We start from the raw sequence: 18,124 nt of genomic DNA, 5'->3' as shown, positions 1-18,124 counted from the left end.
TAGGAGAAAATTATGGCGAGTATCGCTCTTTCGCAACTAAATACCACTGGTTCTGAACTGTTCCAAGATTCTGAAAGCTTCCTCAGCGACCTGAACAATGTAGATTCTATAACTGTTTATGGTGGTGGTTATGAGATTTCCAGCGTTGCTCATGGCATAGAGCCACTTTTAGCTTATGGCATTAAGGGACAAGAGTTCGCATTGTTAGGCTTTGGAGCTAGCTTGACTGCACACATCGTCAAGTCATTTAGTGACACAGATACTCACTATTAATTGACTACTGAGCTACATTGCTCTGTGGAACTTTTTAAATTAGCGATTAAGTAATACACAGCTTAATCGCTGCCAAATCTGCTCAACTGTAACAATTTTTGTAGGGTAAAATTATGGCTAGTATTGCTCTTTCGCAACTAAATACCACTGGTTCTGAACTGTTTCAAGATTCTGAAAGCTTCCTCAGCGACCTGAACAATGTAGATTCTATAACTGTTTATGGTGGTGGTTATGAGATTTCCAGCGTTGCTCATGGCATAGAGCCACTTTTAGCTTATGGCATTAAGGGACAAGAGTTCGCATTGTTAGGCTTTGGAGCTAGCTTGACTGCACACATCGTCAAGTCATTTAGTGACACAGATACTCACTATTAATTGACTACTGAGCTACATTGCTCTGTGGAACTTTTTAAATTAGCGATTAAGTAATACACAGCTTAATCGCTGCCAAATTCTGGTGCAATAAATAGCTTTGAATAAATTAATCTGATTAAAATTCAGCTTTTTTGATTATCAAAAATCAGAATATTTCATTGGATTAAGCAATTTAAAGCTTGATTATAGCAGTTGATCAATTTTATTAATTTTTTCCTGACTGCCGGGCGACATTATTAAGTAATTGATGCTTACTCATGCTCGCATTGACTAATTGATCAATGTTTTTGGGATTTGAATCCATGCCAAAAATTACCATTTCTGATCTGCATACCGATGATTCAGAAGGTTTTCTAATAGACATTAGCAACCTTGATTACATATCTATATATGCTGGTGCAGATGACGATCTTGCTCAAATTCTTAACTATGGCTTGAAAAACCTTAATTTTGCTTTGTTGGCATTTGCTATCCATGAAGTTGCAGAGTTAGCAGAATCATTCAACACTCAATAGTGCATCAATTCAAAAGGTTAAACATTCCTGGAATTTTTAACCTTTTTTTGGTTAATTCATACAGCCGAAAATAATAGGTATTGTATGATAATTCATCTACACATAGTTAGTGGGTATAATAGGTTGTTAATCTATTAAAAATATTAACTATGCAAAAGCTCTTAATTGTTAACATTGATACTTTCGTGAAGCCATGACATCATTTGTATTGAGTTCTAAAAATGCTTTTGATTATCTGATTCTTCAAGGATTATGTACTCAAAATGAAAAGTCTTTAAGCAAAATCGAGCTAGTACCTGCTAAAAACTTTAACTTATTAATCAGCTTACCAGATAACCGAAAACTCCTAATTAAGCAAGAGCCTCACAAAAGAGAGGGAAAGACTTCTGGCGAGTTTTTAAAAGAATGGCGAGTTCATAACTTTTTGCAAACTTTCCCAGAACTAAGCGACATTCGCTCATATTTTTCAGAAGCAGTACATTTTGATCCTGAAAATTCAATCTTTGTTTTCAATTATCTAACTAACTATCGGGATTTGATGGATTTTTATGTGGAAAGGAATTTGAAATTATTTCCTATAAAGATTGCAATGCTAGTTGGAACTACTTTGGCATCAATTCATCGCCTATCTATTGACCGTCAAGAGTATCAAGAGTTCTTCCTAAATAAGAATATATTTGGCCAAGGAATTCCTAACCTAAATCTTGGAATGGATAGAGTTTCCCCGGCAGTTTTTGGTAAGTTACCTACCGATGGACTAAAATTTTTGTCTCTTTATCAACGTTATGATAGCCTAGGGCAGGCGATCGCAGAGTTGAATAATGCCTTGATTCCCTGTTGTTTAACCCATAACGATCTGAAACTAAACAATATTCTCCTCTCCCTGAATTGGGAAGAAGCTGCTTTTAATGAATCGTCCTCAGATGAGAGTATTATTCGATTGATTGATTGGGAACGTGGCGCTTGGGGAGATCCAGCTAGTGATTTAGGAACACTGATAGCCAGCTATCTACAACTTTGGCTACACAGTATGATTACCAGTAAAACAATGGCGATTCAAGAGTCTTTACGTCTAGCAACAACTCCTCTACATTTGCTGCAACCTTCTATTAGAGAGTTGGTGATTGCTTACCTCTCTGCTTTCCCCGAAATTATAGAACTTCATCCTGATTTTTTACAGAGAGTTATGCAGTTTTGCGGTTTCGCTTTGATTAAATCTATTCAAGCCAAACTCCAGCACGAAAAAACTTTTGGTAATAAAGGTATTTGCATACTCCAGGTTGCTAAAAGTTTATTATGCCGTCCAGAAGCATCGATACCAACAATTTTTGGTGTAGATGCATCAGACCTCTCTCCCATTAATTTATCTCCCGCTTCAAAATAAATTCCAAGTCAACAAAGGGACGCAAACATTTTTTGTTTGTCTGTCCCTATCTCTCCACATTATTGACAGGCAAGTTTCTATGCAACTATTAGATTCGCTGGCAAATCAAATATCAGATATTCCAGAGTCATTGCAGACATCACTACGAGATATCGTTCATAAGGTTGAAATCCAGTCTTACCATTGTATTAGACATCCAGAGTTTGGCCCGGTGGAAGTACCAGAATCAATAGTCTCTCACTTTCAACAATTATCTTTAGATTTTCAAAATAAGTTTTTGAGTCATCAATTACGTAGTATACTTTACGCCTTATACTACAATGGCTCATTGAAAAGTCTTCCGTCATCCAATAAAGAAGCAGCAAATTTGGCTTTAAACCAAGATATCGAAAACAATACACTATTTGGTGTAGATATAGCTTTTTACGATCGCTTGCATGAAAATAACAGAGGTGTAGGCTACTGGAATGATAATTGGCTGGTTCTAAAAGAAGACTTAGATGGTAGTTTGGTGGTGCATAAGAACGGTTTGAGGGTGCACGTTGAACCCGATAGCTTACAACAAGCTGCTAATATTGGTGACTCAATAGCAATCAAAATGCCTAAGAATCTGGTGCAAAACGGATTTTATATGGCAATTGCTAATGCAGCTATGGCTCGAAATTATCAAACTTTGGTACGTGTCTACTTCAATTTGACCCCCGAAGGCTCAGTTGCAGTCATGAACGATTTGACTAGCCAACTCAATGCTATATCCATTGCCTTCTCATTTAAAGCATTGTACAACCCTTCTGATTATGGGCGTTACGACTCAGCAGTTCTTTATTTTGACAAAAAGGATTATGAACTTGTTCGTCCAGTCTTAGAGAGGGTATATAAAGAAAATCAAGTGCATTTTCAGCAGCAAGTACCTTTATTTACCAAGTTTATAGCACCAGGGTTAGCGATCGCTGAAGAACCAGACCGTAAATTTGGCGATCATGAAAGTTTTGGTACACATCGATGCCAAATTGTTGCTAATGGTTTGCTTGAAGCTTGGCATCTAGGAAATGATACGCCAGCAGATAAGATAGCAGCAATTCTGCGGCATTTTTCATTATGGGAAATTGAATTGCAACGTCCTTACCTAAATCCAAACTCGGATGATATCTACACTTCCATAAATCTCTGAATCGCCGAATGTGATACTTCCAGTTCTTGATTGAAGATATATTCTTGCTCACTCAATTTTAGATTTTAAATAACAAGGCTTAAGGCTTAAGCATTAACCCTTAATCAGGGGTTTAAGTCTTAAGCCTTATTCTGAACCCCTATTTTTTAAACGTAAAAACCCACGTTGTATGGGAAATTTATGTAGATGCAAAGCGGCTTATCGCAGGGTATCACCCCTATGTTAAAATAAGAATTTTGGCTATTTTTTGCGTAAGTTCTGAAAAGGTAAGACAAGTATTTGTAATTACTTATCTCAAGCTTATGCGTCTATTTAATCCAAATTTATGTAGATATTGTGATATTTAATTAATATCAAAAATCCCATTAAAAAGCGAAAATCGCAATATATAATTGTCAATATTTTCTGACAAATCTAGCATTAAAATTTTAGATAATATTTGGCTTAACGTCATAAAACTAATATAGAGGTATTGACAAATACAGCAGCCCTAAATCAGTTGTGAGAAAATAATAAGGTTGTGAATGTCACTAAGTATTGGGTGCAAAATGTGGAGACGTTCGCTAACTGAATTGAACGAAGCCTATTGAAAACTTCGTGAAATCAAAAGCGCATTTACACACAAACTTATAAGGTAGTTAAAATGACTTACGATTCAGAAGATGTGCAAAAAATCCTTGAAATAGCACTCACCCGGAAACAGGAAGGTGAATTTTCACGAGAACAGCTTATAGAAATGGCATCTGAATTAGGCATTTCTTCTGATATTTTGGAAAAAACTGAAAGAAAGTGGTTATTTCAGCAAGAAGAGGAACGGTCACGACGCACATTTAATACTTTTCGACGCAGAGCTTTTTGGGGGCATTTTGTTTCCTTCTTGGCAGTGAATTTATTCCTCATTCTCTTGAATTTAATCACTAGTCCTGGTTATTTTTGGGCTATTTTCCCAGCATTAGGATGGGGGTTAGGATTATTTTTTCATTGGTGGGGCGTTTATCAGAGTAAATCAGAGGATTACGAGATTGCCTTTCAGAAATGGCGTTCACAAATTTAACTAAAATTCAAGTCAGATTCTGATAATTTTTTAGGGCGATCTCTTCACTAATCACTGTGACAAAAGTTTAACTACCCTCAACAAGTAGGGGTAAAGCGGTTTCCCGCAGGGTATTGCCCCTACTTGTCTAGTTAATTGGGATGGTGGCTGAATTTACGCTGTACTTCATTAAGGGACTTCCAAGAAATAAATTATCCAAATAAACCAACCACAGAGACACAGAGAACACAGAGGGAGAAGAGATAGAGAGAATTATTTGCGTTAGTTTTGAATATTGTTTTATTTGGAAGTTCCTTAGTGACTGTAACGAAATTTTACTTACCTTCAAACGAGGGGATTTTGCCCTTTGTTTTGGTTAATTGAGACTGTTCGGTATAACTTATGTAGGATCGTTGAGGTTGAATCCAGACCTCTTTACCTAGAAAGCCAGGATATTCAGCCAGCGCTGTTGTCCAAATTTGCGTGTCCTTATGGATAAAATTTTCCCTTAAATGTGGGGCAATCTCAAACTTGAGTAGTTTTATAATCACACCCTACGATCCTGTGTTTGCTAATTTGCCAAAATAGAGATGTAGGCTAGAAGAACTACGCTTTTCGCATAGCTTCATTGCCTACACTCAGGAGTAAGGGTCAGCTGCTTTGACACAAGTAAGAGGAAGGGAATATGGATAACAACAACTGGTTACAACAGCTAATGATGATGGGTCTTGGCACAACGTCTTTAGTAGCAGAAAAACTGCGCCAAGTCAGCGATGACTTGGTTAAAGATGGTAAGCTCAATCCTGAGCAAGCTAAGGCAGTTATAGATGATATTGCCCAGCAGTTAAAGTCGGAGCAGGGAAACTGGGATGTCCAAATGCAACGACAAATGCGAAATATGATGCAAGATTTAGGCGTAGCTCGACAGTCGGAAGTGGACGAATTACGGGGTAGAATTGACCGTTTAGAGCGGCAATTGCGCGATTTGGAAAATAAGCTTTGGCGTTAAGATGTCCTTTCTGATTTAAACTAATTGTGTCCTATTGGTAATCTTTTTGCCAGGATACTTAAGTAAGGAGAACTGATTTTGAAACCAATTTTCCTCAGTGTGGCGTTCATGCTGGTGTGTGTTGTGCTTTTGGCTGTGGGGCAAGTAGGCAGTAAACAGAATACTGCCATTGCTGCCCAGTTAACCCAAACGCCGCCAGCGGCCACAACTGTAACTGAAAACAATATCTTAATTGCGAGTAATACTATGTCTGACGCTAATGCCGTAACTACTCCGTCTGGATTGAAGTATGTGGAGTTAAAAGAGGGGACTGGGGCAACTCCTCAACCAGGACAAACGGTTGAAGTTCACTATGTCGGCACTCTAGAAGATGGTACTAAGTTTGATAGTTCACGCGATCGCGGCCAACCCTTCAGCTTTAAAATTGGTGTAGGACAGGTAATCAAAGGTTGGGACGAGGGAGTTAGCACGATTAAAGTAGGCGGTCGTCGTAAGTTAATCATCCCATCTGAGTTAGGCTATGGCGCTCGTGGTGCTGGTGGCGTGATTCCACCCAATGCAACTCTAATTTTTGATGTGGAATTGCTAGGAGTTAAATAAAGATTGGGGCATTGGGCAGTGGGCACTTGTACTGAGCGGAGTCGAAGTATGGGGCATTGGCTTTTCTCAGTACCCAATCCCCAGTCCCCAATTCAACGGCTAAATTTTTAAATTTTGAAACTTTGTAAACTGTGGATTAAACAAAAGTTTAGCTGTCCCTGTAGGCCCGTTGCGGTGTTTAGCTATAATTACTTCTGCAATGCCGCGATCGGGAGTATCGGGAGAGTAGTATTCATCGCGATACAACATTATTACTAAATCCGCGTCTTGTTCAATGGAATTGTGAACAATAATATTATTTGCAACAAAATTATGCAAACCAGGAACGGTGAGGTCAAACACTTCTTCCTCACCACTATATTCAATTGAAACTATTTCATCCCAATAAACATCACTTTTGGCAAGAGTAACCAGTTTAGATGATTGAACAATGTTGCCAACTTTTAAAGCTCTTTCTCGACTTAAATTTACTTTGTAAAGAGTAGAGCCACAATACGAAACTCCAATGGAGGCTTGTAATATCCGTGTGGTGAAGCCAATAGCTTGCATCGCAGGTACAACCTCCATTTTCCAAATATCCTTCGGAATTATATCTCTATTAGGGTTGTGAATACTGTTTTCAAGGTGTTGGAAAATATCTTGGAGTGAACGTAGCTTATATTGTCCTACTGCTCCAACATGAACAATAAATAACTGAAGATCGGGCTTACCAGTAATTATTACATGATATTGGTTTCTACCTTTGCCAACTTGAGGAACTGTCCTTAGTGTTGCATTAATACCAAGCCTTAATAAAAGTGTCTGTACATCAAAAGCTAGTCTCTCACTACTGCTTGCATAAAATGCAATAGGTCTTGGCTTTTTTCCTGCAATTAAGTTTATACAACCATCTGTACTCCAAAGGTGTCTTAGAAAGCACGCTATTAACTCTTTGGGTTGTGAGAACAATTCTCGAGGTACAAATTTTTCGTAAGACCTTAAACCAAAAACATTCAGAGAGTCTAGCCATTTGGCTATTGGATTTCTAACACTATGAGTTAGATGCTGTGCTGCGGATAAGTAAACTTGATACCACTCACGTTCAGGTGAAATTCTAGGAACAATTGAGTCTCCAAAAACTTCTGTTGCCAAGAAAGCAACATTCTGAGCTAAATCTATTTCTCTGGTAGTGTACTGTATGGCATGACGTGGCAATGTACAACCGTCGCCAATTAAATGCCCTAATAATGCAACTTCGGCATAAGTCATAGTTTGTTTACCAGAACTGGGGAGATTTCTTGGTAAACAGAGATGTTCTTTAGGAGTTAATTCATCAAGTCTTTTCCAGCCATTAATTGTTAAAAACTTGTGATTACCTGTGGCACGGATTTTCCGCCCCAATCGAGTTGTCAAAGTAAACAGAGGCTTTATACCAGTCGAAAAAGCATTGCTAACAATTGCCTTTTCTAGCTGCATTGTAGCTTCGTTCAATGCCCAAACTGCAAAACCAGATTTACCTACTAATTCCTTAATTGGCACTTGCAGTCCGCTATCTACTAATGTCACCAGACTATCGCCTGCTAAACAACCAGATTCTCTCAAATCTGACAACATCGGACGCTTATTAGTACGCGCTTCCACCCCTCGACTTAACTGAGATAAAGCAATAACTGGTACAGATAATTCCCGCGCTAAACCTTTGAGTTGACGCGTAATTTTTGATAATTCTTGTACGCGATTATCGCCTGCTCCTTCCATCAATTGCAAGTAATCTATTACAATTAATCCTAATTCAGTTCCAACTTCCGCTTGCAGCCTTCTTGCCTGACTACGCATTTGTGTAACTGTAATATTCGGCGTGTCGTCAATATAAATTGGCATCTCGGAAAGGATACCAATAGCACGGCTTAAAGGTTCCCATTGTGTTTGACTGAGGCGACCAGTCCGCAGATAACTACTTTCAATTTGCGCTTCACTGGCTAATAAACGTTGTGTCAATTGCTCTTTGGACATTTCCAAGCTGAAAAAAGCAACTGGTAATTTATAAGAAGCAGCTATATTATGAGCAAGGTTTAAGCAAAATGCGGTTTTCCCCATTGATGGGCGGCCCGCGACAATAATCAAATCAGAGCGTTGAAAGCCACTGGTCATGGCATCTAAATCGTAAAATCCGCAGGGAACACCAGGTAAGGCGATGCCTTGATTTCGATCCTCGATATCCTGGAAATTATTAATTAGAGTATCAGAAATGTGAATTAAACCTGACTGTGGACGCTCTTGGGTTACGCCGAATACTTTCTGTTCTGCCTGATCTAAAACAGTTGGTAACTCGGTTTCTGTCTCGTAACCAAGATGTACAATTTCATTGCCAGCTTTAATTAACTGCCGCCGCAGGTATTTTTCCATCACCAACCCTGCGAGGGCATCGATGTTCACGGCTGAGACTGTGCGGTCTACCAGAGTTGCTAGTTTATTTCTGCCGCCTATGCGGGTAAGCATCTCATGGTCAGTTAGCCAACTTGTGACTGAGAGCAAATCTGTTGGTTTACCTTGGGTGTGGAGCCTCACAGCTGCCTGATAAATATCTTTATGGGCGCTAATGTAAAAAGCTTCGGGAAGGAGGCGATCGCTAACTCGACTAATCGCTTCTGGATCTAGCAAAATACCCCCCAAAATCGCTTCTTCGGCCTCAATATTTTGTGGGGGGAGGCGATCGCTACCATCGCCTTTAAAATTAAGTTCTTCAGCCATAAACGATTTTAGTTTTGACGATTTTGCTAGCCGGGAGTATGGGAGTTATGCAATTTTAGATTTTAGATTTTAGATTTTTTCTTCAATCAAAAATCCAAAATTCCAAATCTAAAATTGGCAGAGTTAAGAATTATTACCCCTGCTCCCTCGTCCCCCTTCTGAGTTAACTAGCGACGACTTGAATATCGACTTGTGCCGCTACATCAGAATACAGCTTGATTTCGGCTTGGTAAGTACCAAGGTGGTTAATATCGGGGATGGTAATTCCACGCCGATCCACTTCTTGACCGGTGGCTGCCTTAATTGCATCTGCAACATCTTGGGTGGTGATAGTACCGAAAATTGCTTCGTTTTCACCAACTTGCTTGGCAATTGTCAAGCTACCAACTTTTTCAAGAGATTCTTTTTGCTCAAGAGCTTGTTGTCTGAGTTCTAATTGCCGTTGACGCTCTTGCTCGCGACGGCGTTCTACTTGCTTGAGAATACCAGGAGTGGCATTAGTTGCCAATTTCTGGGGAATCAGATAATTACGAGCGTAGCCAGGAGCTACTTCCACTAAGTCGCCAGATTTCCCCAGCTTGCTGATATCTTGATTTAAAACTAACTGTACGCGTTTCGCCATCGTTTTTCCTGTAAAATCTGATTAATTTGGGTAAGGCTTGATAGCTCACAATGTCACTGCTGTATTCCAAGCTTCTTGGCCTACACCCTAAAGCTTACAGATCGTAGCGAAAGGAAGGGTGCGATCGCAACTATTCCCACTAAAAAGTTGAAAGGATTGAGAAGAAGCAAGGGGGAAGGGGAGGCATGAGAGGCATGGGAGGTATGGGAAACAAGGGGGAATTATTGAACAAGTCTCTCTCTTGTCTACCCCCTCTTCCTTGTTTCCCTTGTCTCTTCTTCATGTTCAATTCCCAATCCCCAATTCCCAATTCCCAATTCCCAATGCCCAATGCCCAATGCCCAATGCCCAATACCTAAAAGTTATTTTTCATTTCTCTTATCCGCGCAAAGGTTTGCACTCCATCACTACTCTTAACAGTTGATTGTAATGATGCCTGATCCCAACGTAAAAAGGGATTGGTGTGCTTCTCCACTCCTAGCAGTGAGGGAATGGTAGCTTCTCCTCGACTACGGTAAGCTTTTACTTCGTTGAAGCGTCTTTGTAAGTCAGCGTTGTCGCCATCTACAGTTAAGGCAAATTGCAGATTTTTTAATGTGTATTCGTGGGCACACCAGATGCGTGTATTATCAGGTAGAGAACGCAGTTTGCTTAAAGAATCTACCATTTGGGTCGGTGTTCCTTCAAATAAACGACCGCAACCGCCGGAAAATAGGGTATCACCACAAAACAAATCGCCTGTCTCACTAGCTTCTTGAGGTGGAAAGTAGTAAGCGATGTGAGCACGGGTATGTCCAGGAACGAAGATAACTTCAGCTATGCGGTCTGCGAACTCGACGCGATCGCCTTGTTGCAAAAATACCTTTTGTCCCGGAATTCTACCACGATCCTCGGCTCCTCCATAAACTATCAGTTGGGGAAATTTTTCGATTAATTGCTTATTACCACCTACATGATCGTTATGGTGGTGCGTGTTAAAAATTGCTACTAAATCAGCTTTTAACTCTGCCAGTTTCTTTAATACTGGTTGAGCCTCTGCTGGATCGACAACAGCCGCGATATTACGTTTGTCGTCATATAACAAGAATATGTAGTTGTCTGAGAGTGCTTCCAGACGGATTACCTGCATTACCTCTGCTCCCTTACAACATAAATGTTTGGTATTGAGTAGCAATCCCAGATTCCAGTGAATAATAGTGCTACATTCACAAGCTATATCAAGTGTTTATACTTTGTTTATTATAGTTATAGTGCAATATTACCTATGAATATTATACTTTTGTGTTTACACGGTAATTATACTTAAATAAAGTAAAATTTAGATGAATTTATCAGTGAATTTTCTCTGGGAATAGTTATAAATATAAAGTTAAATTTATTTTAATATTTTTTTGCTTAAACATAATCAATATTCAAATTCATATTTTGCTGATCTCTACTCTATCGAATTTAACTATCACTCAAACTAAAGTAAGATTTTATAAATAAATACTTATCTAATTTTCAAAGTCAACAAAAATTATTCATTGGATTTATGTCAACACCAACTAAAGGTTTTATTACAATTCTAACTGGGCTTTACTCGTTTCAAGATTGTATTCATTTTTTAGCAGCAGTCAGAAAGTTTCATCAAGAGCCAATCATTATTTTAATTGACCAAGTTCCAATAGTTCTTTATCCCTTGCTTAAGGCGTTCAAAAATGTAATTTTAAAACCAGCACCAGCAAACGAAAATACTGTTTTAGCATCGCGGCAAGCAAAATTGGCTCTATATGAGGCTTCTGAGTTTGATAAAACGATTTACCTAGATTCAGATATTTGTTTACTTACAAACATCAATGATGTATTTGACTATTTAGATGAATATGAGTTTTTACTAACCGAAGATGTGCAACCTTCTATTCTTAAAGCTACAAACTTATTACGTGGTAAACAAGAAGAACTTTTGCCAAACGTTCTGCCAATTTTGCAATCGGTAGGATTACCATTACAAGCAGATAGTGTGCAGTATAATGGCGGTTTTATGGCTTTTCGGAAAACTGAAGTAACCAAAATATTTTTTGACGAATTTAAACGTTATTTTGAGATTGTCAAAAATAATCAAGATAAATTGCTTTTAAAAGATCAAGGGGCTTTTGCTTCTGCGATCGCATCTGTACAACCTCATAAGAAAATCTTACCACCAACCTATAATTATCTCAGCAAGTGGCAGGATGCTTATGATATTCAGGATACAATTAAAGTTCTTCACTGTACTTATCCTTATCGGCCTCAATATGCTAAAGATATTAGTCGTTCCTTATATACAAGGGTTTTTGACAGATTCGCTAAAGTATTTTTACCGAATCAAGTTACAAATCCTTGGCGCATTAAATAAATATTAAGTATAAAAACAGTGAAAAATTTTTCCAAGATATCGCTGTTGGTTTCAGATTTATCAAGTGCAGCTATTTTGCGTGCATACTTGATAGCAACAGCCCTAAGAAACTTAGAATACGAAGTTGAAATCATGGGGTTTTTATTTGGAAATAACTTATATCGAAATTTGCCATCAGAATTAAACGTTTATAATTTGCCGGGTAAAAATTTTCCCGATTTTTTCGGAGAAATTCACAAATTTTTACCAAAAATCAATGGAGATATAATTTATGCAATAAAACCACAAATAGCGAGTTTTGGAGTCGCCCTACTCAAGAAAATATTTAGCCAAAAAGCATTAATTTTAGACATAGATGATTGGGAACTCAGTTGGTATGGTGGCGATGACTGGCATTATCGTTTCACACCCAAACAATTAGTCAGGGACTTGTTTAAATCAGACGGCGCACTCAGGAATCCTTATCATCCTTTATACGTAAAATGGATGGAAGGTTTGGTAAATAGTGCTGATGCGGTGACGGTGCATACTAAATTTTTGCAGCAGCGTTTTGGGGGTACATTTGTTCCCAATGGTAAGGATACTGCTTTATTTGATCCTGCTCGATATGATGCTGAGTCCAGCAGAAATCGTTATGGTTTATCTGAATATCGTATTTTAATGTTTCCTGGTGCGCCAAGACCCTACAAAGGTCTAGAAGATGTTCTCATAGCGCTCGATAAAATTAATCAACCAGACTTAAGACTAGTGATTGTAGGTGGCAGTCCTTATGATGATTACGATCGGCAACTTCAACGAAAATGGGGACGCTGGATTATCAAATTACCAAAATATCCAGCGGATATAATGCCTGATTTAGTAGCAGCAGCTCACATTGTAGTTGTTCCCCAACGAGATACCCCAGAAACTCGCGCTCAATTTCCCCTGAAGTTGACAGATGGAATGGCAATGGCTAAACCTGTATTATCAACGCGCGTTGGAGATATTCCCAAAATATTAGGTGATACTGGTTATTTAGTCGATCCTGCTTGTCCTGAGCAGATTGCTGAACAGATTCAATGGATTTTTCAGAATTTAGAGTCAGCAAACCAGCAAGGTATCAACGCCAGAAAAAGATGTGTAGAACACTATAGTATAGAGGCTATGGCTTCGGTATTAAAGTCGGTAATTTCTCAGTTGTAAATATTAATATGGAAGGAAGCGTAAATTGAAGAAAGTGGGAGGTAGAGGAACTTTTCAGTTGGGGGTTCAATCTTGGGTAAATTGAGGCCATACAAAAGTTGTGAGGACTCAAACCACAAGCTAACTTTGATGGCGACAGGAAAAAATCGCTCTTGTAATCTCCCCTTGCGATCGGGCAATATTCTTCCAGCAATAACTGCTTCTTTTGTTGGGATATTGAAAATTATTTAGTTTTGTTTTATTTGATATTAGCAAGTTTGGCAAGTGATTTGTGAATAATATTAATAAGTGAAAATTGCATAGAAATACCCAATGTCTACCAGAAAACTGCTATTACGATTCGCTAGGCCCTATCCAGGTTTGATTCTACTGACAATATTGTTAGGATTTTCTGGAGCTTTATTTAATGGGATTAGCACCGCTTTAATTGTGCCAGTGGTTTTAAAAATCGTGGGACAAGAAGTAGATTTAAGTACTGCTCCTCCTATCCTAAAAACGATGATATCTCCCTTTGATAATACTCCAGAGCCTTACCGGATAGGAGTAATGGCTGGGGCGATTATTTTCACAATTATTTTAAAGAATTTAGCTACTTATGCCAGTTCATTAGCATCGAGTTCTTTAACCCGAAAGCTAACATCAGATATGCGCGAAACTGGGTTAAAGCTATTACTAGAAATTGATATAGATTATTATGCCAAAACTAAGGTCGGAGATTTAATCAACCGTCTTGGTGGAGAAATTGGTCGGTCTGCAAGTTCTATAGGTAGTATCGTCAAGATAGTTATCCTGGCAATCACAATTTTAGTTTTTGTCAGTTTGTTGCTGTCAATTTCTTGGCAGTTGACAATTGCTGCTACGCTTTTGTTATCGTTGGTGACGTTAGTAAACCAGTATGCTATTTCCCGGTCAAGAAATTTTGGGAAGCAGCTGAGTGAGATGTCTAGAGCATATTCTGTCTCCGTACTGGAAACTCTGAACGGAATTCGATTGGTAAAATCGACGGGAAATGAAGAAAAAGAATATCAACGGATTAAAAAACTAATTCGCGATCGCGAATTAGCAGATTTCCAATCTCAAGTTAATTCGGAAGCCATTACACCTCTAAGTGAGGTAATGGGTATTACAGCTTTACTGCTGATTGTACTTTTGAGCAAAACCTTCTTTGCTCAACAGGTTTCTTCGCTTTCTACCGTACTATTGACATATTTATTAGTGCTGCTGCGAGTACTGCCATTGATTTCTCAGTTAAATACTATTCGCAGCAACTTTGCCAGTACCGCAGCTAGTGTGGATGTGACGAATGAGTTTTTGAGCTTGCACGATAAGCCGTTCATGGAGAAAGGTAAGCTTCCCTACACAAAATTAGAAAAGGGAGTGTCTTTTAATTCTCTTTGCTTTGCCTACCCTGGTCATGAAAAGTTGGTACTCAAAGATGTAAATTTATATTTACCGCGTGGTACGACCTTAGCATTGGTAGGCGGTTCTGGGGCTGGTAAATCTACCTTGGCAGACCTTTTACCCAGATTTTATGACCCGATCGCTGGCAGTATTACCATTGACGGCACCGATTTGCGGGAGTTCGATCTAGTATCCCTACGGAAGCGGATGGGGATTGTCAGTCAAGATACCTTTCTTTTTAATGACTCAGTGCAAAATAACATCGCTTATGGGCGAACACAGGCTACTGACGATGAGATTTTGACAGCAGCAAAGCGGGCAAATGCTTATGAGTTTATTAGCAAATTGCCTCAAGGATTTGACACCCTAATTGGCGATCGCGGGGTAATGTTGTCTGGTGGACAAAGGCAAAGATTAGCGATCGCCCGCGCCCTCCTCCAAAATCCCGAAATTCTGATTTTAGATGAAGCCACCAGCGCTTTAGATACCGTTTCCGAACGATTAGTACAATCTGCACTTGACGATCTTAGTCGCGATCGCACCACCCTAGTTATTGCTCACCGCCTTTCTACAGTCCAAAAAGCCGATCAAATAGCTGTATTAGATCAAGGACAGGTAGTAGAAGTGGGAACCCATGAAGAACTTTTGCAAAAAGGTGCTTACTACTCACGCCTGTACTCAATGCAATTTAGCGATCGCCCTAATAAAAACTTGATTCAGACAAAAATTCTTAAGGCAATGCGCCTAAACTCAAAGAAATTTGTCGATCGTCCTGAAGCCGCTACTAAACACAATCAAAGCTCGCTCCGCATCTCTCACGAAATTCGGACACAGTTGAACTCGATGATTGGGTTCCTATACTTATTACTTGATGATCTGGGAGACGATTCTCAAGAACGGCACAAACTAATTGAAGACTCTTATAAATCAGCCTGGAGAATTCTCAACACCATTGATATTTTTGAGGATGTGATTAACTTACAAATAAGGGGGCAGATTCTTTCAATTTCTGACCAAAATCAAAATGTCATCAGTAACTATTATCAAAGCTTTAATCATCTCTCAGTTGAGTTTAGAACTTCTCTGAATCTCATACTTAGCTCTCTCCGCTCTCTAGCAGATAATTTTATAGATACTCCCCAAGAAGAGCCAAATGAATTAGTTAGTGAAACTTATGAATCTGCGATATGTCTTTTGAAGAGTTTAGAAACATTTGAGGATAATATTAATGTCTAAAATTATGGAAACTAATACTTTAAAAAAACACTATATTTTTTTCATTGGTGAAGAATTACCTCAGCCAGAGGCTCACCTAGTGCAGTCTACAAACGCAGCTAATGCCGCCGCTAACTTAGGATACTCAACAGTTTTGGTATACCCTGATAAAGGAGTGAAAGCTAATAACCCAATTAATTTACTGCGTCCTTTTGAACCGATAAAAACACCAACAGAACTTATTGAATATTACAATCTCCATGACAAGTTAAAAGTTGCTCCATTACCGATGCCTTGGCCGATTGACCATTTCTCGAGCAAATTTACTGACTCCAACACTATTGCAAGCAAGTATTATTTACCATTTCATATACTTCCAAGTACTAAACTTGTCCACAGTCGCAACTGGAATTTTGTCAAAGCTGCCATCAAAAATGGCATTCCGGCAATTTATGAACACCACCACCATGAAGAGAAACCATTTGAGCAAGAAATTGTTACAAATCCACTCTTACAAATAGCTGTCACCGTTGTAGAAACAATCCGTGAAAGCATGATTAAAAATGGGATGCCGCCAGAAAAAGTAATTAAGTTGCACAATGGTTTCAATCGCTTGTTTATGCAGAGACAACCAGAAAAAGCCGCAGAATGGCGACAAAAACTATTGCGAGATGAAAACCAAAAATTGGTAGTTTATGCGGGAGCGTTACAGCAATTTAAAGGTATTGATGTACTAATTGATGTGGCTAACGAAATGCCTAATGTGCAATTTGCCTGTGCAGGTGGTAAGCCAGCAGAAGTAGAATATTATCAGCAATTGGTAAAAGAAAAACAGGTTTATAATATTCAATTTTTGGGCTATGTCTTGCATAATGAGTTAGCATCTTTGCTACAAGCAGCGGATGTTTTAGCTCACCCTCATTGTTCGGGAAAAGCGGCAACTTTCACATCTCCTTTAAAGCTGTTTGACTACTTCGCCTCTGGAACTCCTATTGTCTCGACGGAAATCCCTTCATTAGTTGAGTTTCAAGATACAAAAGCGATCGCTGCTTGGTGTGAACCAGATAACCCGAGCAAATTTGCCGAAAGTCTGAAGCAGGTTTTAGAAACTCATCCTAGAAAAATAGAAGGTTATCCAGATAGTATCGAATTTGTCAAGCAGTTTTCTTGGGAAAATCGAGCCGCAAAAATTCTTAGTTATGTTGATGAATCTCTGCTACCCCTATTTATCGCATAAAAAGAATCTAGAAGATAAATGGCAAATGACTAATAACTAAAATGACTATAAAAACTGTAGGAATGATTAGCAGCTATCGAGGTTTAGAAACTAGAGCCGATTGGCTGTGGCAACAAACCCCTCATCAATTTGGAGTTTGGGGCAATATGCAAATGCAGTCACTAGCAACTAAACCAGATTTTCTACTGATGTATCAATTTGATTTTCCCCAAGCAGCGCCACAAAAATCTTGGTTAGATAGCTTTCGCAAACGGCAGCAAAAATCAGTAGTAAATGTTGATTCTCTACTGCGTGGTATCAACAAAGATCGGATTATTTATTTGCTAAGGGAACCGCCTTTAGATGAAATTGTCGAAACAACTAATCATAATTATCAACAAGCCCAGAAGTATTGCGGCTACATTTCTGGCCCCGATGATTTTGCCCCGACTCCTGACTATATGCCTGCTATTTGGTATCATTCAAATTCATTTCAAGATTTAAATGAAATGCCTCCACCTGAAAAGGTTGCCCCATGCAGTTGGATTACTTCGGGAATTAGTCGTACAGCCAAACATCGCCAGCGTTTAGACTTTTTACAGTCCCTACAATCTAGTGGCATGAAATTTGATTTATATGGGCGTAACCTACCAGAATCGGCTAAAAAATCGGGAGAGCTAGGTAACAAATGGTATGGGATGGCACCATACTATTACAATTTGGCAATTGAAAATTATGCTGACAATAATTGGTATGTCAGTGAGAAACTTTGGGATAGTTTACTTGCCTGGTGTCTACCAATCTACTATGGTGGCCCTGCTGCTGATAAATTATTGCCACCGGGTAGTTTTTTGCGGTTGCCCAGTTTAGATGAAAAAGGTATTGCCTACATCCAAGAAGTGACGGCTACACCTGATGCTTGGTATGCTGCCAAAGATGCGATCGCAGAAGCACGTCAAATTATTCTACATAAATTAAACTTACTTAACTGGTTATCAAACTTTGTCGATCAACACTCATAA

Annotated in this window: 16 protein-coding genes and 1 pseudogene; 13 read left to right on the top strand and 4 right to left on the bottom strand. The window is 38.9% G+C overall.

What is annotated here, in order from left to right; genetic code table 11:
* Positions 1 to 12 precede the first annotated feature (12 nt).
* The 6 genes from NPUN_RS14450 to NPUN_RS14425 all read left to right on the top strand — a co-directional run bounded on the left by NPUN_RS14450 (position 13) and on the right by NPUN_RS14425 (position 4,771).
* Positions 13 to 273, top strand: a complete 261-nt coding sequence (locus NPUN_RS14450) for a hypothetical protein (protein ID WP_012409365.1) — start codon at positions 13 to 15, stop codon at positions 271 to 273.
* Between the two features lie 113 nt (positions 274 to 386).
* Positions 387 to 647, top strand: coding sequence for a hypothetical protein (locus NPUN_RS14445; protein WP_012409365.1), 261 nt, complete (start codon positions 387 to 389; stop codon positions 645 to 647).
* A gap of 302 nt (positions 648 to 949) precedes the next feature.
* Positions 950 to 1,162 carry a hypothetical protein gene (locus NPUN_RS14440; RefSeq protein ID WP_063721263.1) on the top strand — a complete coding sequence of 71 codons (213 nt, stop codon included), beginning with the start codon at positions 950 to 952 and terminating at the stop codon, positions 1,160 to 1,162.
* Between the two features lie 193 nt (positions 1,163 to 1,355).
* Complete coding sequence (locus NPUN_RS14435; RefSeq protein WP_012409363.1) at positions 1,356 to 2,546, top strand: phosphotransferase; 1,191 nt, start codon at positions 1,356 to 1,358, stop codon at positions 2,544 to 2,546.
* A 79-nt stretch (positions 2,547 to 2,625) separates the two neighbouring features.
* Positions 2,626 to 3,717, top strand: coding sequence for a T3SS effector HopA1 family protein (locus NPUN_RS14430; RefSeq protein ID WP_012409362.1), 1,092 nt, complete (start codon positions 2,626 to 2,628; stop codon positions 3,715 to 3,717).
* Between the two features lie 643 nt (positions 3,718 to 4,360).
* Positions 4,361 to 4,771 carry a 2TM domain-containing protein gene (locus tag NPUN_RS14425; protein ID WP_012409361.1) on the top strand — a complete coding sequence of 137 codons (411 nt, stop codon included), beginning with the start codon at positions 4,361 to 4,363 and terminating at the stop codon, positions 4,769 to 4,771.
* Positions 4,772 to 5,166: 395 nt separating this feature from the next.
* On the opposite strand, the pseudogene NPUN_RS43255 reads toward NPUN_RS14425, so the two are convergent.
* A pseudogene (locus NPUN_RS43255) lies at positions 5,167 to 5,301 on the bottom strand (TIGR03792 family protein); the annotation flags it as partial.
* Between the two features lie 134 nt (positions 5,302 to 5,435).
* Here NPUN_RS43255 and NPUN_RS14415 point away from each other — a divergent pair.
* The gene (locus NPUN_RS14415) at positions 5,436 to 5,759 is read left to right on the top strand and encodes a phasin family protein (RefSeq protein WP_012409359.1); all 324 of its coding nucleotides are present in this window, start codon (positions 5,436 to 5,438) and stop codon (positions 5,757 to 5,759) included.
* A 78-nt stretch (positions 5,760 to 5,837) separates the two neighbouring features.
* Positions 5,838 to 6,359, top strand: a complete 522-nt coding sequence (locus NPUN_RS14410; RefSeq protein WP_041565406.1) for an FKBP-type peptidyl-prolyl cis-trans isomerase — start codon at positions 5,838 to 5,840, stop codon at positions 6,357 to 6,359.
* 99 nt (positions 6,360 to 6,458) lie between these two features.
* Here NPUN_RS14410 and NPUN_RS14405 read toward each other — a convergent pair whose 3' ends face one another.
* From NPUN_RS14405 to gloB, 3 genes are all read right to left on the bottom strand, one after another.
* On the bottom strand, positions 6,459 to 9,089 hold the full coding sequence (locus NPUN_RS14405) for a replicative DNA helicase (RefSeq protein ID WP_012409357.1): 2,631 nt from the start codon (positions 9,087 to 9,089) through the stop codon (positions 6,459 to 6,461).
* 163 nt (positions 9,090 to 9,252) lie between these two features.
* Positions 9,253 to 9,711: a 50S ribosomal protein L9 gene (rplI, locus tag NPUN_RS14400; RefSeq protein ID WP_012409356.1), complete on the bottom strand. Its 459-nt coding sequence runs from the start codon at positions 9,709 to 9,711 to the stop codon at positions 9,253 to 9,255.
* A gap of 355 nt (positions 9,712 to 10,066) precedes the next feature.
* Entirely contained in the window at positions 10,067 to 10,840 is a 774-nt protein-coding gene (gloB, locus tag NPUN_RS14395) for a hydroxyacylglutathione hydrolase (RefSeq protein ID WP_012409355.1), read from the bottom strand.
* Between the two features lie 405 nt (positions 10,841 to 11,245).
* Between gloB and NPUN_RS14390 the strand changes: the two genes are divergently transcribed.
* The 5 genes from NPUN_RS14390 (at position 11,246) to NPUN_RS14370 (ending at position 18,124) form a co-directional block, all read left to right on the top strand.
* On the top strand, positions 11,246 to 12,088 hold the full coding sequence (locus tag NPUN_RS14390) for a hypothetical protein (RefSeq protein ID WP_012409354.1): 843 nt from the start codon (positions 11,246 to 11,248) through the stop codon (positions 12,086 to 12,088).
* Between the two features lie 18 nt (positions 12,089 to 12,106).
* Positions 12,107 to 13,270 carry a glycosyltransferase family 4 protein gene (locus tag NPUN_RS14385; RefSeq protein WP_041565405.1) on the top strand — a complete coding sequence of 388 codons (1,164 nt, stop codon included), beginning with the start codon at positions 12,107 to 12,109 and terminating at the stop codon, positions 13,268 to 13,270.
* Between the two features lie 312 nt (positions 13,271 to 13,582).
* Positions 13,583 to 15,907, top strand: a complete 2,325-nt coding sequence (locus tag NPUN_RS14380) for an ABC transporter ATP-binding protein (protein WP_012409352.1) — start codon at positions 13,583 to 13,585, stop codon at positions 15,905 to 15,907.
* Positions 15,900 to 17,123, top strand: coding sequence for a glycosyltransferase family 4 protein (locus tag NPUN_RS14375; protein WP_012409351.1), 1,224 nt, complete (start codon positions 15,900 to 15,902; stop codon positions 17,121 to 17,123). Before NPUN_RS14380 ends, NPUN_RS14375 begins: the two co-directional genes overlap by 8 nt.
* A gap of 41 nt (positions 17,124 to 17,164) precedes the next feature.
* Complete coding sequence (locus NPUN_RS14370; RefSeq protein ID WP_041565404.1) at positions 17,165 to 18,124, top strand: glycosyltransferase family 10 domain-containing protein; 960 nt, start codon at positions 17,165 to 17,167, stop codon at positions 18,122 to 18,124.

The organism is Nostoc punctiforme PCC 73102 (assembly GCF_000020025.1).
GTDB classification, from domain to species: domain Bacteria; phylum Cyanobacteriota; class Cyanobacteriia; order Cyanobacteriales; family Nostocaceae; genus Nostoc; species Nostoc punctiforme.
This window is presented reverse-complemented; position numbering and strand designations above follow the sequence as displayed.